General features: G+C 44.1%; 17 protein-coding genes and 1 pseudogene. 5 read left to right on the top strand and 13 right to left on the bottom strand.

From position 1 onward, the window contains the following. The first annotated feature begins 128 nt into the window (after nucleotides 1-128). Both NYE72_RS08430 and NYE72_RS08425 read left to right on the top strand, forming a co-directional pair. The gene (locus tag NYE72_RS08430) at nucleotides 129-998 is read left to right on the top strand and encodes a DUF2161 family putative PD-(D/E)XK-type phosphodiesterase (RefSeq protein WP_339211708.1); all 870 of its coding nucleotides are present in this window, start codon (nucleotides 129-131) and stop codon (nucleotides 996-998) included. Beyond that, nucleotides 914-1102, top strand: a pseudogene (locus NYE72_RS08425) (DUF2161 family putative PD-(D/E)XK-type phosphodiesterase); the annotation flags it as partial. The gene NYE72_RS08430 and the pseudogene NYE72_RS08425, both read left to right, overlap by 85 nt. A gap of 981 nt (nucleotides 1103-2083) precedes the next feature. On the opposite strand, the gene NYE72_RS08420 reads toward NYE72_RS08425, so the two are convergent. The 3 genes from NYE72_RS08420 to NYE72_RS08410 form a co-directional block, all read right to left on the bottom strand. Then, complete coding sequence (locus NYE72_RS08420) at nucleotides 2084-2236, bottom strand: hypothetical protein (protein ID WP_178420417.1); 153 nt, start codon at nucleotides 2234-2236, stop codon at nucleotides 2084-2086. 8 nt (nucleotides 2237-2244) lie between these two features. Beyond that, nucleotides 2245-3462 carry a PLP-dependent aminotransferase family protein gene (locus NYE72_RS08415; protein ID WP_036684431.1) on the bottom strand — a complete coding sequence of 406 codons (1218 nt, stop codon included), beginning with the start codon at nucleotides 3460-3462 and terminating at the stop codon, nucleotides 2245-2247. Nucleotides 3463-3606: 144 nt separating this feature from the next. Beyond that, nucleotides 3607-4263 (bottom strand): response regulator transcription factor, encoded by a 657-nt coding sequence (locus NYE72_RS08410; RefSeq protein WP_036684433.1) that lies wholly within the window; start codon nucleotides 4261-4263, stop codon nucleotides 3607-3609. 284 nt (nucleotides 4264-4547) lie between these two features. Between NYE72_RS08410 and NYE72_RS08405 the strand changes: the two genes are divergently transcribed. After that, nucleotides 4548-4955 carry a hypothetical protein gene (locus NYE72_RS08405; RefSeq protein WP_036684435.1) on the top strand — a complete coding sequence of 136 codons (408 nt, stop codon included), beginning with the start codon at nucleotides 4548-4550 and terminating at the stop codon, nucleotides 4953-4955. Next, the gene (locus NYE72_RS08400; protein ID WP_339211707.1) at nucleotides 4952-6016 is read left to right on the top strand and encodes a phosphodiester glycosidase family protein; all 1065 of its coding nucleotides are present in this window, start codon (nucleotides 4952-4954) and stop codon (nucleotides 6014-6016) included. The genes NYE72_RS08405 and NYE72_RS08400 overlap by 4 nt, the downstream gene beginning before the upstream one ends. Nucleotides 6017-6362: 346 nt before the next feature. On the opposite strand, the gene NYE72_RS08395 is transcribed toward NYE72_RS08400, so the two are convergent. The 8 genes from NYE72_RS08395 to NYE72_RS08360 form a co-directional block, all read right to left on the bottom strand. Continuing rightward, entirely contained in the window at nucleotides 6363-6617 is a 255-nt protein-coding gene (locus NYE72_RS08395) for an AbrB/MazE/SpoVT family DNA-binding domain-containing protein (protein WP_036684437.1), read from the bottom strand. A gap of 126 nt (nucleotides 6618-6743) precedes the next feature. After that, complete coding sequence (trmL, locus tag NYE72_RS08390; protein ID WP_036684439.1) at nucleotides 6744-7208, bottom strand: tRNA (uridine(34)/cytosine(34)/5-carboxymethylaminomethyluridine(34)-2'-O)-methyltransferase TrmL; 465 nt, start codon at nucleotides 7206-7208, stop codon at nucleotides 6744-6746. 124 nt (nucleotides 7209-7332) lie between these two features. Further along, the gene (gene serC, locus NYE72_RS08385; protein ID WP_076141387.1) at nucleotides 7333-8421 is read right to left on the bottom strand and encodes a 3-phosphoserine/phosphohydroxythreonine transaminase; all 1089 of its coding nucleotides are present in this window, start codon (nucleotides 8419-8421) and stop codon (nucleotides 7333-7335) included. A gap of 106 nt (nucleotides 8422-8527) precedes the next feature. After that, entirely contained in the window at nucleotides 8528-9415 is an 888-nt protein-coding gene (locus NYE72_RS08380) for a hypothetical protein (RefSeq protein WP_339211706.1), read from the bottom strand. Nucleotides 9416-9527: 112 nt separating this feature from the next. Further along, entirely contained in the window at nucleotides 9528-12266 is a 2739-nt protein-coding gene (locus NYE72_RS08375; RefSeq protein WP_339211705.1) for a cellobiose phosphorylase, read from the bottom strand. 29 nt (nucleotides 12267-12295) lie between these two features. Beyond that, nucleotides 12296-13132 carry a carbohydrate ABC transporter permease gene (locus NYE72_RS08370; RefSeq protein ID WP_036684447.1) on the bottom strand — a complete coding sequence of 279 codons (837 nt, stop codon included), beginning with the start codon at nucleotides 13130-13132 and terminating at the stop codon, nucleotides 12296-12298. Then, a complete protein-coding gene (locus NYE72_RS08365) occupies nucleotides 13132-14025 on the bottom strand; it encodes a sugar ABC transporter permease (RefSeq protein ID WP_036684449.1) in 894 nt (297 codons plus the stop codon). Before NYE72_RS08365 ends, NYE72_RS08370 begins: the two co-directional genes overlap by 1 nt. Nucleotides 14026-14151: 126 nt before the next feature. Then, a complete protein-coding gene (locus NYE72_RS08360; protein ID WP_339211704.1) occupies nucleotides 14152-15522 on the bottom strand; it encodes an extracellular solute-binding protein in 1371 nt (456 codons plus the stop codon). Nucleotides 15523-15898: 376 nt separating this feature from the next. On the opposite strand from NYE72_RS08360, the gene NYE72_RS08355 reads away from it, so the two are divergent. Next, complete coding sequence (locus tag NYE72_RS08355; RefSeq protein ID WP_036684452.1) at nucleotides 15899-16933, top strand: LacI family DNA-binding transcriptional regulator; 1035 nt, start codon at nucleotides 15899-15901, stop codon at nucleotides 16931-16933. Nucleotides 16934-17595: 662 nt separating this feature from the next. Here NYE72_RS08355 and glnA read toward each other — a convergent pair. Then, on the bottom strand, nucleotides 17596-19020 hold the full coding sequence (gene glnA, locus NYE72_RS08350) for a type I glutamate--ammonia ligase (RefSeq protein ID WP_036684454.1): 1425 nt from the start codon (nucleotides 19018-19020) through the stop codon (nucleotides 17596-17598). Between the two features lie 283 nt (nucleotides 19021-19303). Further along, nucleotides 19304-20350, bottom strand: a complete 1047-nt coding sequence (gene aroF, locus NYE72_RS08345; RefSeq protein ID WP_036684456.1) for a 3-deoxy-7-phosphoheptulonate synthase — start codon at nucleotides 20348-20350, stop codon at nucleotides 19304-19306. Nucleotides 20351-20395 lie beyond the last annotated feature (45 nt).

Below are 20395 nucleotides of genomic sequence, written 5' to 3'. Positions count from 1 at the left end.
TATTACATACCTATGCGGCAAGCGCGGAATAGTTGACCTCTTTTTTACTGTGCTATAATAGAGAATCAGAAAATGGCTGTAAAACCTTATTGAGAAACCCGAAAATAAAGGCCTACGGGAGTGACAAGATGGCGGTACGACATGAAACGGAGCTGTATGCTCCTTTGAAGATTTTTTTTGAAAAGCAGGGTTACAGCATCAAAGGTGAGGTCCGGACCTGCGATTTGGTGGGGATTCGGGAGGACGTTGAGCATCCTCTGATCGTGGAGATGAAAAAATCATTCAATCTCGCCTTGCTGCTGCAAGGGATAGAACGGTTGAAGCTCAGTCCCACCGTCTATCTCGCAGTGGAACGTGTCCGTGATAAAAAAGGTGCGGTGAACCAGCGCTGGGGCGAGCTTAGCGGGTTATGCCGCCGGCTCGGTCTTGGGTTGATCACCGTTATCTTTTATAAGACCAAAGCACCGCTGGTCGAGGTGCTTGTAGAGCCAGACGAGAAGCCGCCTGCGCAGCGCAGCAACAAGCGGCGGCGCGAGCGCCTGCTCTATGAGTTCCGCGAGCGCAGCGGAGACTACAACACCGGCGGCAGCACGCGCGTCAAGCTCGTGACGGCCTACCGTGAGAAAGCGCTGCGTGTCGCGCTTTCTCTGCAAGCAGCGGAGGCGGACGCCGCCGTCGCTGCGGAGAAGGCAGCTGCGAAGGCTTCGCTCGCAGCTGCCAAACGTTCAGCGGCGGGCACCGCTGAACAGGTTCCGGCGCTGAGCTCAGCGCCGGAGAGCCGTGCTGCCGGGGACGCGGCAGCACGGGGGCAGCGGCGGCAGGCACGCGAAGCGGTGCCCCTAGCGCTGCCTCAAGCACGCTTCCAGCGGCCGTATTGGCCGCAGGAAGCGCTCCCCGCTCAGCCGGCATCACTCCGGCCGAGCTGCGGAAGCGTAGCGGCGTACCCACCGCCGCCGCTATGCTTCAGAACAACTACTACGGCTGGTTTCACCGGGTAAGCCGTGGGCGTTATACCCTAACCCCAGCCGGTCATGCGGCGCTGGTTGAATATGCCGCGATAACAAGCGGCGTACCCAATAACAGCAATCATCCCAGTAATTAGCTAACCTAACCTGGACAGTACATCAATCGAGCACCTCTTTTAGTCGGGTTCTAATCTTTTACCTCGGTTCTAATCATTTACTCAGACTTTAAACTTATTATTCTGATGCACACATAACATATTAAATAACGCCAAAAAGCATCCCAACTACGGGATGCTTTTTCGTATGTCTAGTCTTATTTGAATCTTATCTCTGTACATTCCATGTTCTTATCTTACACATAACACATTAGTATCTGGTGCGTACCACGCTCTTACTATACTCATATCACATTTAGATTACATTTTTAATACACTAGTATCTCATACGTATCATGTCTTATTTCACACATATCTCATGAGTATCTCATACGTACCACATTCAGATTGCATTCTTAACACATTAGTATCTTGCTCATCACATTCAGATTGCATTCTTAACACACTAGAATCTCGTTCGTACCACGCTCTATCTCATACATACCACATTTCTATTTCATTCTTACCGCGTGCGTAACTCGCTTTTCCCACGTTCGCAAATCATTCTCATCACATTAGTAACTCATTCGTCCACATTCAGATTTCATTCGCGTTCGTATCTCACTCTTACCACGTTCATATCTCTGCGTACCTCACCCGGCACTAAGTGACTGTACTTTTTAACTTATTTAACTTATTTACACTCTCGAACACGAGCCTTATTTACTAATTACTATTTTCTCTACTCTTGCTTTAACAAGCTACTCTTGCTGATTTATCACATTAGAACCCCTATGCTACATTCAACATCCACTAATACTAAATCATTCAAAGCAAAATAAGCTTTAAAAACACCATTCCGAAAAAGGCACACTAAGTTATTAGGGAAATCCTCCCTAATATTCTTCGATTCACACGCTAAAAACCGCATTTTAGGGAATTACTCCCTGATTTTCGCCAGATTTACCCCTAAAACGGGGTATCCCTTGATTTTTTAGGGAGAAATTCCCTAAACAGTCCATTTTAGAGTTCAAATCGACCAGTTTTAGGGAGGATTTCCCTAATTAATCTCACATCATGCACTTCGTCTTGCCCGACTTGTAATTCTGTCCGTGTTTTAGCTCTAAGAGTGTCTTGTGTTTTCATCATTTCAATCATTTCATCCACAACTTTCATTCCACTACCTAACTCCGTGCCGTGAACTCCTTAACCGCTTCGCTCATCAGGTTCATGCCAAGCAGCAGCTCATCCCGGCCGGGATGGCTGAAGTTAAGGCGAAGATGATTGCTGACTCCATCTACACTACATAACGGACCTGGCAAAAAAGCCACTCCCTTACCTAGCGCACATTTGAGCAACGCCATAACATCCATTCCCTCTGGTGGTGCGACCCACAGGAACATGCCTCCTGACGGCAGATCATAGGAGCTGCCCTTCCAAGCAGGCCGCTTTAGCAGTTCTACCATAAGCTTCAGACGGGTGTTATACTCTCGATTCAGCTGCGCGATATGCTCACGCAGATCAAACGCAGACACATCCAATAAATGATGCAGCAGCCGCTGATTTAATGCGCTCGACTGCCAATCGGCCATCTGCTTAGCCGCAGACATCATTCTGATCAAGACTCGGCTGCCTGCCGCCCAGCCCGTCCGCAGCGCGGGCGCAACGGTCTTGCTGAACGAACCGATATAAAGCACATGTCCGCCATCGCTGATATTTTCCAGTGCATACAAAGACGGATATCTTTTGGCCTTGTGTTCACCCTGCTTCTGGAAGTGCAAATCCCCATAAGAATCATCTTCCACAATCAAGATGTTATATGCGATACATAAATCCAATACTGCGCGGCGTCTCTCCAAACTCCATAAAATGCCGCTTGGATTGGTAAAGCTAGGGGTTGCGAACAGCATTTTCGGCTTATGCAGCTCGATCTGGCTCCGCAAATGCTCCGGATCAAGCCCGTCCAAATCACCCTGTACAGGAATAATAACGGCCCCCTGCATCCGAAGAGTCTGCAAAAATCCTGGAGAGGTTGGATTTTCTACTAATACACGATCTCCTGGATCAATATACACCCGCGACAACAAATCAATGGCTTGCTGGCTACCCGTTGTTAGCAGAACTCCACCCTCAACAACATTTACCCCTTTTTCTTTAAGCCAATCCCCAGCAAGCCACTCCCGAAGCGGTCCGTACCCGGCAGGATCACCATATTGCAGTGCTCCCGCATCTGCTGAAATCACCGTAGATGCTGCTTCAGCAAGCAGTGACAATGGGAATAGTTCTTCCGCTGGTAATTCTTCAGCTAGCGATATCATGGAGCTTCTCCGTGTTTGGGTGCGGATACTAAGAAGCGATGACGACAACAATGTGTGTGCGCGAGCAGAAAATTCGTAAATCATGCGAAATCCCCCTTCCCTGTTACCAAGTAGAAACGGCTTCGTCATCCTCATCCAAGGACGGGATGGTTACCCATTCAACATGATATTCTTACTTCTACTCCAAGAATATTCCACCCCATACGTCATTATGTCGTAAAGCGTGGGTTAGGCGTAGATTTGCCTGTTTTGTCTTGAGAAGAGCGCGAATTTCTCAATCGCTTGTGCCCGGGTCGAAACATCGAGCTTTACATAGATTTTGCGCAAATAATTATCAATGGACCGACGGCTTACCGCAATTTCAAGCGCAATTTTATCGTAGGTAATCCCTTGAACGATTCGCTCCATGATAAACATCTCTGTCTCCGTCAGTTGCAGAACATCATCTAATCCTTTAAATGTCGAAATCGGCCAAGCTCCTTTTTCAATCCATTCCAACGGCATTGAAAGAAAACCCTCCCGTAAACCCAGGATCAGCTGTAAAAGCTGACGGGGAGAAGCTCCCTTCGAGAATATCCCGCTGGCTCCTAGTTCTACGAGGGGCTGAAGCAGTTCTCGCCCGTCTTCGTCTGTCATCACGACAAAATGTGAGTTTGGTGAGCTTTTTTTCATATTTAACAGCACACTCTCAATATTCCCCTCAGGCATATGATAATCTACTAGCACTAGCTCGGGATTTTTTTCCCTTACGATGGTAGCGCCTTCGTCCCAAGTGGAATACATTCCCAGAACCTTAAGCCCCTCTTCCTCTTCCAAAATCAATTTTGTCCCCAGCATACTTGTAGGATGACACCCCACAATGACCACCTGCCAAACCTTCATCATTAATGCCCTGACCCCCTGCTCTATATATAATCATCTAGAAAGGAAAGCGCCGCAGCGTTTCCGGTTAAAACGCAAGCAAGGCTGTATGATGACTTGTCTGTATAATCTCTAGCTGGTTACCTTGTGTACGTCTATCAGAATTCCAATCTATAGAAATTGTATCGCAGTAGTTTAATAGGATGCAATTACTTTTTCTAGTTTTCATACTCTCTTACATTTTTGCGAATCTTGTCAAAGTCTGATAGAATGGGGACTTGAAAAAAAGACCAACCCGAGGTGATAAAATGCAACCGCTAGCGGAAACGTCCCCGGTACGCTCGCGCTCTACTACTGCGAGAAACGGCCCTTCCGTAAAATGGTTTTTACTGTTCTGGATTATGATGATCGGACTCGGCGTATATGCTGTATACAGCTACACGAACCATCTGAAGCAACAAGTGCTAACCGAACTTAGTACTCAGAGCCAGCAGCAGCTTACCGTTTTAAAGACCGACTATGAAGCAAAAATTGCCGTTCTCTCTGAAGAAGTGAAGGAATTGCAGAATACAGTGCAAAGCTTTAACGAACTATTAACCTTCACTAAAGATAATGCTAGTGCCAAGACAGATAACAGCAACAAGCTATATACGCAATTGAGTGAGGTAAGCAAACAGTTAGAAGCTTTGAAGAAAGAAATGGATCTGATCAAATGATGACGCCAGTCAAAAGAGTAAATCGCTTCTTCATGCTTCTAACTGCACCGTTCATAGGCTTGTTTATATGTATGTCGTGGTATCGACCACCGCTACAGCTAGACCTTGATGTAGGACAATTCACACCAAACTCTGGGCCAGTGAATGAAACAGCCGCCTTAAAAAAAGAGCTAACTCTGGCAGAGGCCTCCGCAGCTTACACCATTGATGCTGTCAGCGCTAGTGCCAAGCTATATAAAGAGACTACCACTACGATGAATAAGCTGGTCGAAACAGCAAAGACTCAGGCGAACCGCCCTGAACTGATCTATAACCGCAGGATTTCAGCCAAGCTTGGTATACCTTCAGAGATTGTTACCAGCGACCGTATAAGAGTTGAGTTATATCGATTGAATCCAGGAAACTACAAAGCTTATGCGTTGAAAATCAAATTGAAGGACCCGACCGCTATGAAGATGAGCTTGGCGGAGACAGCCTCCGGTGCGGAAACTACTATGCATGCCGTACAGCGTAATGGTGCCATTGCTGGTATTAATGCGGGCGGCTTTGCAGATCAATCCGGAAAACGTTATCCCTTAAGCACAACTGTAGTGGATGGAAAGTATTTATACGGTTTTGAGCCAACGTACAAGGACCTAAGTTTTGTTGGGCTGAACAAATCCGGGCAATTAATCGGCGGGAAATTCTACAGTCGCGCACAATTAGATCAGCTAGATCCGGTATTCGGCGCCACCTTTGTGCCTGTCCTCCTTAAAAACAACATCAAAACGCCCATACCCGAAAAGTGGAAAACATCCCCTAATCGGGCACCACGTACCGTGATCGGCAAATATAAAGATGATCAGATCCTGCTTTTTGTAGCAGATGGATATAATGAGTATGGCAGCTCTGGTGCACAGCTGGAGGAGATTCAGAACAAATTATCGAATATGGGCCTCGTAGATGCTTATAATTTAGATGGTGGTGGCTCTTCCTCATTGATCTTTAACGGAAGAGTTATCAATAAACCATCCGATGGAAATCTAAGAGCTGTGCCAACGAATTTCCTGTTTTTTAAATAATATAGTAAATTGTCTATGTAACATATCACATTTGCGTTTATTTTTATTAAATTGCAGGTTATAATCTTGATAACGAATACATTCGCTATTGGAGGTGCCAGTATGTCGTTCTCATTAACCTTTTGGATCGTAATGTTCGTATTTGTGTTATTTACGGTCGGCATCCTTACCTCATCTTACAACGACGACAAAACAAAAGGCCTATAAAGCCGATATGTCCCTGCACCCACTTGGTGCGGGGGCATTTTTCGTATACATAAAAAAACTGCCCCCAAGTAGAAGAGTTCTACGAAGAGGACAGTTTTTTTATAAGCTCTTGGCTGTCAAAATTCAAAATATGTACTTCTTAGGCATGTCTTGGCAATTGAGTCATTTCCGAAAGGCATGCAGAACAAATATAACGATCTTTATATTCGCTTACACCATCCATTGATCCACAGAAAACACATTTTGGACGGTAACGCTCCAAGATGATATGGTCACCCTGTACCAAAATTTCAACCGGGTCGCCTTCATTCATCTGATACCTTTTACGCAGGGACTTAGGCAGAACAATTCTACCCAACTGATCCACTTTGCGAACTACACCAGCAGGTTTCATAACTAACGTACACCTCTCCTGTTCAAGAAAAATTATTTAGTAGCTACTACTTATTTCGGCTCTTTCAATATATTTCGTTACCTAATTGTCGAATCCTGCTGAAAAAAATAAAAAATTTGTCTTTTTTTAAATAAGATTAGGAAAATCCAATTGTCGAAGCGCCTCGTACACAATAATAGCTGCCGAATTGGATAAATTCAGAGATCTCACAGCATCACTCATTGGCATGCGCATTTTTGTTTCTTTACCTGCTTCTAGAATCTCTGCAGAAAGCCCCTTCGTTTCCTTGCCAAAAACAAAAAAATCGCCATCTTGGAACTCAAAGTCACTGTATCTTTTCTCTGCTTTCGTCGTTGCGTAAAAGAAACGCCCCTCGTTATATTTCTCCAAAACCTCAGCAAAGGAGTCGTGATATTCAATAGTAACAGCATGCCAATAGTCTAATCCTGCTCTTTTTAATGTAGCATCGTCTGTACGGAATCCGAGTGGACGAACCAAGTGAAGATGAGTGCCTGTAGCGGCGCAAGTACGCGCAATGTTGCCAGTATTGGCCGGAATTTCCGGCTCGACTAATACGATATGGAGTGCCATTATATGGTTCCTTCCTCTCTAAAGGCTTAATAGCCAGATGTTTTACTCTAGTGCCTAACCATAGCTTCTCCAAACAAACTGAAAACCTTCCACCAAGAAGGCGGAAGGTTATAGATAGAATTCATTAACCTTGAGTTTGCCGGAAATGGTTCATGAAATCGGACAGTGCTTTTACACTTTCGTAAGGAACTGCGTTGTAGATGGAAGCACGCAAGCCCCCAACACTGCGGTGACCCTTTAAGCCGACAAAACCTTCCAGTTCAGCAGCTTTGACAAACTGCTTTTCGAGTTCTTCTGATTGCATCCGGAAAGTAACGTTCATAATAGAGCGGCTGCCTTGTTCTGCAACGCCACGGTAGAAACCGTCACTTCCATCGATGTGATCATATAACAGACCCGATTTTTCAAGGTTCTTAGAATGGATGCCAGCTAAGCCGCCTTGCTCCTCAATCCATTTTAATACTTCGTTCACCATATATACAGAGAAAGATGGAGGTGTATTGTAAAGAGAGTTATTCTTATAATGAGTGCTGTAACGCATGATCGTAGGAATGTTAGAAGGTGATTCTGCAAGCAATTCTTCTTTCGCGATAACTACAGTCACGCCTGAAGGTCCAAGGTTCTTTTGTGCTCCGGCATAGATCATTCCGAATTGGTTCACATCGATTGGACGGCAAAGTATATCACTAGACATATCCGCGATTAACGGAATCGAGCCTGCATCCGGAAATTCTGCATATTGCGTTCCTTCAATGGTCTCGTTGGAAGTAACATGAAGGTAAGCAGCATTCTCCGCAGCTTTGATCGAACTTAATTCAGGAATAGCCAAGAATTTCTTATCTTCGGAAGAAGCAGCAACATGAGCGCCTCCTACCAATTTGGCTTCTTTATAAGCTTTATCCGCCCAGCTACCTGTCATTACATAGCTACCTACTTGGCCTTCGGAAATCAAGTTCATAGGGATCATTGCAAACTGTGTGCTTGCTCCGCCTTGTAAGAACAATACCTTATAGCCCTTCGGATTGCCGAGGAGCGAAAGCAGACGTTCCTGCGCTTCATTATGCACGGATTCGTAAATTGCACCACGGTGCGACATCTCCATGATAGACATTCCACTTTCCCGGAAATCAACAAACTCCGCTTGTGCGCGTTCCAGTACCGTAAGCGGCAATGCTGCCGGTCCGGCATTAAAATTGTATGCTCTCTTATTCAAAACTGCTCCCCACCCTTTCTCTCCTATCAATATGGATATGGTTATGATAGCAATATTCTCCCGCACCAGCAAGTATAATTATTCACATAAAAGGTTAAGACGGTACTCATTTCGCAGTGAAAAACCGGTAAGATCGGCGCCAGCTCTTGCTTTGACGCGGTAAAAGACTAATGTTCACAAATACTTCAGGAGAGACTACATGACCCTCTCCCCACAGGGCCATACGTTCTATTGGAAAGTCCCCACTCTCTCGCACGCCTGTTCCACTAGGCTTATGAACCAACTCCCAGGTGAACTCAGTTTCCTGACCCTCCCAACCGCTCAACTTGCAATAAAAGGGTTTATCCGGTTCCTTTGACCAAGTAAGAGTATTCCCGGATACCTCTAGCAATTCTTTCGTATAGGAGGATTCTGGTTCTACTACCTTGAGTTCCCTCGGGAGACGCAGTTCGAAATCCTGTCCAATATTCAACCCATCGATTCCGATGAAGTTGTGAATATATTCCTCCGTATGGAAAGGCTTTTGCCCTTTGTTGTGCAATTCATATGCAATTATTAATTGATCCCCCTGTAAAGAAATCGTTTTAGTTAGCTGCACAGCATATCCGTTGCTTTCCATTGGGTAGATCGTATATGTGACAGCATCATTCCCTGCTTCGACATCCTTACTAAAAGAGGTTAAGGGGAACTCCTCATTGAAACTGTATAATGGGGAATTTCCTTTTTGTAACAATCCGACTCCGATTTTTGGAAACCAGCCTCCGATTGGTGCTTCATCATATCCAATTGCCCGGGAAATGCCAAACTCATTACAAAGCCCCTTGCCCCCAGTTCCTTCGCCTGGCTTCAAGCTTTCCGGCACACAAAACGTATGTTTCCCCTCTTCTAATGTCACCTGTGTAATAAATCCTGTCCAGTCAAAACGAGTGCCCTTATACTCTCCGATATCAGCGATATCGACAGTTAGTATGCCATTTGACAGTCTGCAACCCATACCTAACGCGCCCTTTCGTTCATTGTTACAATGAATAAATATTCATTATTGAAAAAAAACGTCTGCAGCCGCTATGAATAACGGTGCAGACGTCTTAAAATATCGTATAAAGCTACGCCAATGTCACTTCAATCAAGTGGCATTTCTCTGTCTGCAGAGAGAGCAACTCTTCACGCGGAATAATCGCACTTCCTGAGCCGCGCTGCAGCGTCACCTCGCTGCCATTCAGGGTAACAGAGTGTATTTGGTACTCCCCGTAGTTTAAGCTTCCTGTGGCTTTATAGACCACTTCAAACTCGCGATCCGCGAAGATTGTCTTAATAGAGGCTTTTCCCTCGGAATCAAACTGCTCTTTAACAAGCTTCGGTTCCAACAAAAGATCACCTAGCTTACCTTTTACACCAAATACTTCAGTAACCATAGTTAACAGCAGCCAGCTTGCGGATCCTGTTAAATACGTATACATCCCTCTGCCTTGCTCGTTAATATACTCAGGAATTCCTGGGTATATGCGGGCTTTTGCAAAGTCAGTACTTAAGCTATACAGAGATTCTAATACTTTATGTCCTTCTTTCACATATCCGCGTTTATACAACGCATTGCCATACATGATGGTCATGTGACTGAACATAGCACCGTTCTCTTTATGTCCAAAGGCAAAGCCAAAGGCACGACCCAGATTCTGCTGGATCCCTCCGAAACGGGAATTAAGTCTGTACCCAATTTTGTCATCCAGTAGATTACGATCCACGGCGGCAATGATATGCGGAATTTGCTCTGGTGCAGCTGCATGGCCCATCAGCGGGAATACTTGACCCGTAAGCGTCATTCGAACGCCTTCTGCGAATTCCCCTTCCACTTGTTCCCCATCATTATTATAATAACCGTTAAACCAACCTCCACCGTGTTCACTTTCCACCCACTCATTGCGGCGCAAGTGATTAAAGATCCACTCTGCTTTTTGTTCCAGATCGTCCGCTACTGTCTCTATGTCGAGTGCTACACGAATACCGCTGACTTTGTTCGGAGCGGCAGCATAATATTGATTAAGTCTTTCATGCTTGCCTGATACAGATTCATAATCCACTTGCTCACCAAGCGAATCTAGCAATAGTTTCATTTCTTCTGCCAATTCAACTGTCTCTTGCCCTTTAGAAGTCTTTAGCGTACGCAGCACACGAGAAATATCCAATAAGTTACTTGCGTAGAATGCTGTGAAAGCTACACTCTCACCCCGGTCTGCGCCCATATCAAGACCATCATTCCAGTCTGCGCCCTCCAGCAGGATATTATTGTGCTCTCCAACATTAAAGAACGGAACCAGATTTTGCAGCAGGATATGCTCCAGAATCGTACCTTTATAAACCTCACCAGAAGTAGTTCTGAGATCACTTCCTAGCGAGGTATCCCATGAATTATCGCGTTCCTTACAGCGACTCATAAAGGTATCGCGGAAATACGTCTGTTCCTGCAATAAGAAATCAAGATCACCACTCTGATCCAGATATAACATAGTCGTTAAGAACGGCCAAGCTCCATGATCCATCCACACCCGCGGGATGTTGTTACGGTCGGCAATAAATTCACCAGGCTGTTGACCGATAATAGTGGCATTACTACCATCTATTCTTACCCCGGCGTAGTTGTTCAGCAGTAAGCTGCGTACTTCAGCCGGTTCCATAATAAGGAGTGCTAGACAATCCTGCCAAAGATCCCGCCAGCCACGTCCGCCTCTTCCATAATCATGATAAGGCAAGAAGGAGTTACCATAAAGTCTTCTCAGCACGGGTTGAATCGTAACCCATTTCATCCATTGGTCAGCATCTGAATCACCGGTATGAAATTCTACCATATTCACTTTATCTGCCCAGAAGGCTTTAGTTTCCTCAAGCAAATGATCAAAAGCTTCAGATGTACCATATTTGTTCATCAAGGCATCCACGTCAATTCTCTCATTATGGATCGCCATAACTACTATATAAGAATGGCTGTCACCAGGAGACAGATTAAGCGCCTCGTAACGAAGACCCCCGATAGCCTCATATCCCTCTCTTTGTACACCTCCACCCTTGCCAATCTCCGGCGTGTTGTTCAGGATAACAGCTTCTGGCCAATCCAGACTTCCACCTTCTCCAATGAACTCCTCCTGCACTGGAAAGAAACCAGCAGGTTGACTGCCGTCACCCTCTGCACCAAATACTCCATAAGAAGTGTGATTGATGCGGTGTCCCCGCTCATCAAAGGAGAGCGCAGGCTGAACCTCAACACCATAAGGTGAAGTATAGATCCGGTTAAGCAAAGAGGTTACATGTCTATGATCGCGCAGATCATCTGCCGAACGCGCGTAGATCGGAACTACCGCTGTCGGTGTCAGCGTAATAACCTCTGCTATTGTATTCGTCAACGTAACCTTCATTAGTTCGACCTTATCATTACCGCTTGGCACAAAGCTGGTGATTTCAGCTTTAACACCCATCTCTGCGTTACAACGCGTTACGCGTTGCCACAGGAAACCAGCCTCTAGTACTGCTTCATCAGTAGACGATGTATAGAAATCGGCATTTTGCTTAGCGGAGTTCCCCACTGCCGACCAAGCTCCCTTGCCTTCTACGTATACCCAGAAGTTACGGGAAGCCCGCGAATTATGCAAATCTTCAACAGATAATGGCGGTGTCAAAAATGTATTATGACCTGTGGTAACCTGACCATGAAGTTTTGGAGTTACCGTCGACATCATTCCCCCTTCATTCACTAGAGGGAAATATAGAAAACTGCTGCGATCCGGTTGCTGAAGCCTGAATTCCCCATCATTTCCGGTGAATTCGAAGCCATGAATTTTATTACGATCCATTCTCTCCATCCTCTCATTTACACAACTACTTAAGCTTTAACCGCACCTGCCAATGCACCGTCAACGATATACTTTTGAATGAAGGTGTATAGGATGATAAGCGGTGCAGATACGATCATGATCCCGCACGCCAACATAGGCCAGTTGTTCCCGTATTGACCGCGGAATTCTTTAAGCCCGAAGGTGATTGGATAGTTTTCTGGACTCGGTAAATACATGACCGGCCCCACGAAGTCATTCCAGATACTAATTGCTGTTAGAATAACACCTGTAGCAATTACTGGTTTCATAAGTGGCATGATGATCTGGAACAAATAACGCATATATCCAGCGCCATCCATACCTGCTGCTTCATCCATCTCCCGGCTAATTCCTTTGATGTAACCTACAAACATCATGAACACGATACCCGTTCCGCCTGTTTTAAGGAGAATGTAACCCAGCTTCGTGTCATAACCTACAAATCCTAGCTCCTGTTTCATGGTAAGCATCAGCTTGAACTGTGCGACCATTGGATTCGGCAGGAACTGAGACATCAAGAAGAACAAATAAATAAATCCGCTCCACTTCACATAATTTCTCGCCACCGGGAAGGCCCCGAATAACGAAACAATTAGGGTCAGCACTGTTGCCACAGCTGTATACAGCAGACTGTTTAAGAAATAATTAGAGAAATTACCCTGTAGCCAAGCTTCTTTATAATTATCCCATTGAATACTTTTTACGAGACCGATAGGATCTAACAGATATTCTGTAAAGGACTTGAATGAAATATTGATTACAAATAACAACGGCATGATATACAAAACAAGCAACACTGCAATCAGAATATAAGAGAGAGTTTTGGCGGTTTTGGAATCCTTCATTAATATTCCACCTCTCTCTTACGCATTTGTTTCACTGCAAATACTACAAACACCAGAATCATAAGGAATTGAACCACGGAAAGCGCGGAAGGAAGTCCCATCTGTAGAGAACCACGGAACGTCTCTTTATAAACGTCATATGCCATCGTTCTTGTGTTAAAGCGACCGTCCGTAGTTGCGAGAATAATATCAAAGGTGGACATCGCACCGATAATAGACAAAATAATGTTAATCGTAAAGGATGGAGCGATAAGTGGGAATGTGATATTTTTAAAAGATTGCCACTTCGTAGTTCCGTCTATATATCCAGCCTCATACAAATCTTTCGGTACGGATTGTAGCCCCGCAAGGAAAATCAGCATCGAATAACCCATATACATCCAAATTTGCGTAAATATAATATAACCGAACGCATGAGTGAAGCTTCCAAAGAACATATCTTTATAACCGAACAAAGAATCATACAGTTGGTTAACCGGACCACTCAGCGGATCGAACATCATGCCCCATACCAGTGCAACTACCGCTACACCAAGCACAACCGGTAAAAAGAATACCGCGCGATAGAAATAATCGCCTTTCAGCTTCTGATTGATAACTACGGCCATAAGCAGACCGACACCGTTCTGTACAATGGTTACAATGACCATGAAATAAATAGTACGTATAATGGAATCCCAACGCTCGCCTGAATTTCCTGAGTAAAATACATCATAATAATTGTCAAGGCCTACAAAACTCATCTTGCTTCCAGGAACGTTAGTGATATCTGTAAATGAATAGATAACCGTCATCATAGATGGGCCAAAATAGAAAATTACATACAATGATAATGGAATCATTAGCAGCAGAAGCGGTATATATCGTTTAATACCTTTTCCGAACGGATACATTTCTCTCACCTACCCAATCCTAATTCAATAAAATGATCGGGGCCTGCACAAAACAGACCCCGAAGTTGTAAAACATGTTTGGTGTACAGTATGTTGTAGATTCTTTTTATTTATCGGGATAGCTACTTATTTAGGTGCTGCTGCTTCCCATTCTTTTTGTTGTACATCTGCAAGCTCTTTAGCGGTTTTAAACTCGCCGCCTGGTGCCAAATATTCAGTGTGAACGCCTTCAGCTGCAATGTGCTCACCAACGTTATCACGGTTAATCATCATAATTTCATAAGCAAGTTCGAAATCTCCAGTCATGTATGGAGCAAGTTCTTTGTCAATAAAGTCACTTTCAGTGGCAATATTGTCTTGTGTAGGCAAGAATCCAGCTGCTTTAACATATTCTGTGTAGTTTTCTGGTTCAGAGAAGAATTCCAGCCATTTCAAAGCGCCTTCTTTGTTCGGGCCTTTTTCTGCTGCATACCAAGTTACATCGTATTTACCGACAAGAGAATTATTCTTAGCAGCATCTTCTGTAGCTGGGATTGGGAAGTAACCAAATTTCACATCTGGATTTGCTGCCGCGATCGTAGGAGCATCCCAAGTTCCGTCAGCAATCATAGCTGCTTTTCCTGTTGCGAAAAACGAAGGTGCTGTTGCATAGTCGATACCCAAGAAACCGTCGATGATGTAGTTATCTTGAAGCGTCTTCATTTTCTCCAATACTTCTACAGCCTCAGCATCGTTAAACGCCGAAGTTCCCTTCCAAACCCCTTCAATCCATTGTTGTTGGTTGCCGCCACCCAGAATCTTGGCTTGCAAACCGAACACTGGCAATTTCAATGGCCATACATCCTTACCAGCCACTACGATTGGAACAATACTCTTTGCTTTCAATGTATCTAGAACACTAATGAACTCTGTCCAAGTTGTAGGTACAGTCAGCCCGTTTTGTTCAAAAATTTCTTTATTATAGAAGAATCCTGACATCGCTACTTTACCGGTTGGGATTGCATACACTTTATCTTTATAAGTGCCGGCTTTAGCAATATCATTCGCATTGTAGTTTTTAACGAAAGCTTCGCCGCTCAGATCAGCAATCAGCCCGGAATCAATCCATTGTTGCCAGTCTGGCACTTTCGCACCTGGTGTCCAATCTTTCGGAGACAATCTCATACCGGATAGATCGGCAAGTACATCTACGTCACCAGCTGTAATTCTTGCTCTTTGTGCTTGTTTGAATTCATCATCCGGACCAGTGGTTGTGTACTCCACTTTGTATTCCGGATATTTTTCTTCAAACTTTTTATTAATTTCTGTAATGACCTTGTTAATATTCTCTTGTTTCCAGTGTAAGATCTTAATCACTTTCTTATCACCAGATGCAGGCTTGTTTGTTCCGCTGCTCGGAGTAGCCTCACCATTCGCGTTGTTATTGCCGCTTCCACATGCTGCTAATGAGAGCACTAGCGCTGAGCTCAACAATACCGCAGAAAGCTTCTTTACCATTTTGTTACCCCCCAGATAATTTGTTATGACCCTTTAACGAAACCACATGCTAATTTCTGAAAATCACGAAACAGTAAGGATGATATCACAGAAAGCGGTTTCGGTGTTTTCATTATTACATCGTTATTTGTCTTTGTAAAGTCTTTTTTCATTGTTCGTTTTTGAACGTTTTTTGAACCAATCATTCAAAAAAACCTTTAATATCAAGCATAATCCTAGTTTAAGAGTAAACATTCCATTGACTATAATCTTATTGAACTATAAAATAAGTAACGAAACTATTTCGTAAATCATAAATTCAAGTCATAAAAAAATAGCCTTGAGTAGATTTTAAACATATATTACGGAACATTTTTCACTATAAGGGGGACTTAATTTGGCCTACAGCATCAAAGATATAGCGAAAATTGCTGGAGTTTCTGTTTCGACAGTATCCAAAATCATTAATAACTACAGTGATATTTCGGAAGATACCAAGACAAGGGTTCAACAAATTATAAAAGAAACTGGATATACCCCCTCCAATTCAGCTAAAACATTGGCTACGAAATCGTCCAATCTAATCGGAGTGATTTTTGCCGGAATGCTGAATGTCGACTTTACCCACCCTTTTTTCATCGAGGTGCTAAATTCATTTAAAAAACAAATGGGACTACTAGGTTACGACCTTATCTTTTTTTCCAATGAAAAATTCCAAAGTGGCGATACTAACGATTATCTTGCCCGTTGTCAGCATTTTAATGTAGATGGGTGTGTGCTTCTATCCGGACAGGAGCTAGAAACCTCTATCAGCGAATTAGACAACAGTGCTATTCCATGTATCGGCGTAGATTTAAAACTAACGGGTGACAACTCTGGCTTTATCATGTCGGATAATTTCAAAATGTCCTCCAAAGTGGTAGAACACTTTTATTTACTGGGCTATCGTGAGCTTGGCTACATTGGCAGCTCCTCAGATTCAGACATCTCCAATATGCGCGAAAGTGGTTATCGCAAAGCTCTTGAAGATTTGGGGCTGCCTATTAACGAGAGTTGGTTCTTAAACGGAAGTAACTTCTTTGAGGCTAGTGGGTATGAGACGATGCGTAGAATGATTGAGAATGGAAATTTACCTAGAGCGATCTTCGCAGCGTCCGATCAGCTTGCTATAGGAGCGATGCGTGCCCTTAAAGAGGCTTCTATCGCTGTTCCTGAAACTGTTGCAATTATTGGCTGTGATGATATTGAGGCCTGCAATTATACAACACCCCTATTGACTACCATCCGCCAAAATAAAGATAAGATCGGTCGCCTAGCAGCACTAATGCTGTATGATCTAATAAACAACCAATCAGGTACGAGTTCTTTCAGCGTAGAACCAGAGCTTATCATTAGAGAGTCCTGCGGCGCTCCTGAACGGGGGCTAGTGTAGCCTTTCTCGGAGAATACACGAATAGCAAAAAGGGGCTGTCCCAAGCAGCCATTTTATGGCTTGGTGACAGCCTCTTTTATGTTCTTAACACTACTTAATGTCCAAATGGATTCTATGGGCGCACCTAGTGTTGCTCCGGATGATGCAATAAGTGAAGCACTTATAGAATAATTGGGGAATTTCTCCCTAAAAATCAGAGATTTCTGTTCATCGGACTTATAATTAGGGAAAACTTCCCTGAATTTTGGCCTATTCAGTAACTAATAAAGAAATCACCCTGATTATTAGGGAGGAATTCCCTGATTTCGTTCATTTAGAGCAAATATCGGCTATTTTTAGGGAGTTTTTCCCTAATTAGTTTAAATCCACTTTGTACATCACATAAACACAGAACGCATATCGCTCACCGTACATAGTCCAGCGTCACAGATACCACAAATCATATACTGCAAGCCGAACGGAAATCACACCTAACAGTCACCTACCGCCCACCCCAATAACATAGAACACTACTCATGGCTTAGAACACTATGCGTGGCACACATTCATAAGGTACAATAAAATCCATTACTTTCCCAATTCAAAAAAAGAAGCTGCCTCCAAGTAGAATCACTACTTTTGAGACAGCTTCTTTTATTATAAAGATTATAATAGCAGGAATCTTATAGATCGAAGTACAGGGCATATTCATGTGGATGAACACGAATCGCTACCTCTTGTGCTTCAGAACGTTTCAGAGCAATATAGTTATCGATGAAGTCCTTAGTAAATACGTCGCCTTCTGTTAGGAACTCGTAATCAGCTTCCAAAGAATCAAGCGCTTCGCTCAGGCTGCCTGGAACGCTGCGGATTTTTTCTTTATCTGCATCAGACAATTCATAGATGTTCTTATCAAGAGGACCATAACCCAGTTCTTGCGGGTTGATCTTGTTCTTAATTCCGTCCAGACCTGCCATCAGCATTGCGGAGAATGCCAAGTAAGGGTTAGCCGTGGAATCCGGTGTACGGAATTCGATACGACAGCCTTTTGGTGTCACAGCTGCTACTGGGATACGAACTGCTGCAGAACGATTTCCTTTGGAGTAAACCAAGTTAACCGGTGCTTCGTAGCCAGGAACCAGACGCTTAAAGGAGTTGGTGCTTGGGTTAGTCAAAGCGATCAATGCTGGTGCATGGTACAAAATACCACCGATATAATGAAGAGCCATTTCGCTCAGGTTAGCATAAGCGCCTTTTTCATAGAACAAAGGAGTATCTCCGTCAAAGATCGATTGATGCACGTGCATTCCGCTACCGTTATCACCAAACAGCGGTTTTGGCATGAAGGTTGCTACCTTGCCATACTGACGTGCAGTGTTTTGTACAATATATTTATAAGTCATGAGATTATCAGCAGTTTTCTTCAAGGTATCAAAACGGAAGTTAATTTCCGCTTGACCTGCAGTGGCTACTTCATGGTGATGACGTTCAATGCGTAGTCCAACTTCAGCAAGCAGACGGCACATCTCACTACGGATATCCTGTTGGGAGTCTACTGGTGCTACAGGAACATATCCACCTTTAACGCCAACTTTAAATGCCAAGTTGCCGCCCTCTTCTTTACGACCCGTATTCCAAGCCGCTTCTTCAGAATCTACGAAAAATGAGGATCTGTTCATGCCACTTTCGTAACGAACATCGTCAAAGATAAAGAATTCTGATTCAGGTGCGAAGAATGCAGATGTACCTACTCCGCTTTTTTGCAGGAATTCTTCTGCTTTCACAGCAATACCGCGAGGATCGCGCTCATAACGTTCGCCATCAGGAGTGAAAATGTCGCACATCACGTTCAGCGTTGGATGAGCTGTAAACGGATCTATGAACACACTATTCGGATCAGGCATCATAACCATGTCTGATTCTTCAATACCACGGAAACCTTTGATGGAAGAACCGTCGAATGCTACCCCATTTACAAAAGTTTCATCTTCCACTTCAGAAGCTGGCAGAGAGATGTGGTGGGCACGACCACCTAAATCTACGAATCGAAAATCTACCCACTCGATATTGTTCTCTTTAATTGTTTGCAACACTTTTTCAACCGACATGAATTTTTCCTCCCCCAAGTTCCGAACATTAGGCCGCTCACAGTATGCAAATGTTCTTGTTTTAATTTTTTTTGCTGTCGTAATTATAAATCTCATACCTAACATCGTCAATGCTTATGTCAGGTATTTCTTTCAGCAATGTAAGATATTCTAACGCTTTCGTGAAATCTGTTATTTTCGCATATTTTCATATCACATTTATTTTATTCAACTCCAAAAAAACCCTCTTTTCCCACTAGGTCGCGGGTTAAGAGGGCTTCCGAGGAAGCTCTTAGATTGAATTTTATAGCGCCGAAACCGTTTCTGGCGAAGTAGAAAACTTACGTCCAACAATTGGAGCCAGCTTTTCCAGATCTTTAAGCAGGTTATCAAACTGATCAGGGAATAACGATTGAACACCATCACCTGTCATGGAATTGTCCGGATCTGTGTGCATTTCGATAATTAGCCCGTTTGCACCAGCAGCAACAGAAGCTTTGGCCATAGGCTCAACTAACTCACGACGACCGGTTCCGTGACTTGGGTCAGAGATTACTGGAAGATGGCTTAAGCTTTGTAGAACTGGAATAGCCGATAGATCCAGTGTGTTACGAGTGTAGGTCTCAAATGTGCGAATACCGCGCTCACAGAGCATTACATCCTTATTACCGCCTGCCAAAATGTACTCCGCTGCATTGAGCAACTCATCATAGGTCGCACTGAAGCCACGTTTTAGAAGAACAGGTCTGCCACAGGTACCCAGCTTGCGCAGCAAATCAAAGTTCTGCATATTCCGTGTACCCACCTGCAGAATATCCGCATGCTCCGCACAGATATCAACATACTCCGGTGTCATAACCTCTGTAATCGTCAACAGGCCATGACGCTTTCCTGCTTCAGCCATCATAGTCAAACCTTCCACACCTACGCCTTGGAAGCTGTACGGTCCTGTGCGGGGCTTAAACGCGCCTCCACGAAGTACCTGAGCACCAGACGCTTTAACAAGCCGGGCGATCTCATCAATCTGCTCTGGAGACTCAACGGCGCAAGGTCCGCCCATGATCACCAGGTTTTCTCCACCAATCTTCACACCCTTGATATCAATAATCGTATCCTCAGGATGGAAATCCCGGCTGGCCAGCTTGTAGGATTTGGAGATCTTCACGACGTTCTCTACACCCTTCATTTGCCGCAAATGCTCGGCGAGCTTAGGAGTGACGCCTCCCACTAAACCTATCACCGTGTGATCTGCTCCTCTGGAGAGATGCACCTGCAAACCTTCTTTTTCGATTACGGCAATTATATCTTTAACCTGCTCTTCCGGTGTTTGATTTGATGTAATGACGATCATATTTATAACTCCCTCTCTACACTTAAAATTTATAATAATTCCGCT

The sequence above is a fragment of the Paenibacillus sp. FSL L8-0333 genome (genome assembly GCF_037965665.1).
GTDB lineage: Bacteria > Bacillota > Bacilli > Paenibacillales > Paenibacillaceae > Paenibacillus_AQ > Paenibacillus_AQ odorifer.
This window is presented reverse-complemented; position numbering and strand designations above follow the sequence as displayed.

Bases quoted from the DNA above. Each gene is read 5' to 3' on its own strand.
- NYE72_RS08430 (WP_339211708.1), top strand. From the start codon at position 129: ATGGCGGTACGACATGAAACGGAGCTGTATGCTCCTTTGAAGATTTTT.
- NYE72_RS08420 (WP_178420417.1), bottom strand. From the start codon at position 2,236: ATGAAAGTTGTGGATGAAATGATTGAAATGATGAAAACACAAGACACT.
- NYE72_RS08415 (WP_036684431.1), bottom strand. From the start codon at position 3,462: ATGATTTACGAATTTTCTGCTCGCGCACACACATTGTTGTCGTCATCG.
- NYE72_RS08410 (WP_036684433.1), bottom strand. From the start codon at position 4,263: ATGATGAAGGTTTGGCAGGTGGTCATTGTGGGGTGTCATCCTACAAGT.
- NYE72_RS08405 (WP_036684435.1), top strand. From the start codon at position 4,548: ATGCAACCGCTAGCGGAAACGTCCCCGGTACGCTCGCGCTCTACTACT.
- NYE72_RS08400 (WP_339211707.1), top strand. From the start codon at position 4,952: ATGATGACGCCAGTCAAAAGAGTAAATCGCTTCTTCATGCTTCTAACT.
- NYE72_RS08395 (WP_036684437.1), bottom strand. From the start codon at position 6,617: ATGAAACCTGCTGGTGTAGTTCGCAAAGTGGATCAGTTGGGTAGAATT.
- trmL (WP_036684439.1), bottom strand. From the start codon at position 7,208: ATGGCACTCCATATCGTATTAGTCGAGCCGGAAATTCCGGCCAATACT.
- NYE72_RS08380 (WP_339211706.1), bottom strand. From the start codon at position 9,415: ATGGGTTGCAGACTGTCAAATGGCATACTAACTGTCGATATCGCTGAT.
- NYE72_RS08375 (WP_339211705.1), bottom strand. From the start codon at position 12,266: ATGGATCGTAATAAAATTCATGGCTTCGAATTCACCGGAAATGATGGG.
- NYE72_RS08370 (WP_036684447.1), bottom strand. From the start codon at position 13,132: ATGAAGGATTCCAAAACCGCCAAAACTCTCTCTTATATTCTGATTGCA.
- NYE72_RS08365 (WP_036684449.1), bottom strand. From the start codon at position 14,025: ATGTATCCGTTCGGAAAAGGTATTAAACGATATATACCGCTTCTGCTG.
- NYE72_RS08360 (WP_339211704.1), bottom strand. From the start codon at position 15,522: ATGGTAAAGAAGCTTTCTGCGGTATTGTTGAGCTCAGCGCTAGTGCTC.
- glnA (WP_036684454.1), bottom strand. From the start codon at position 19,020: ATGTCGGTTGAAAAAGTGTTGCAAACAATTAAAGAGAACAATATCGAG.
- aroF (WP_036684456.1), bottom strand. From the start codon at position 20,350: ATGATCGTCATTACATCAAATCAAACACCGGAAGAGCAGGTTAAAGAT.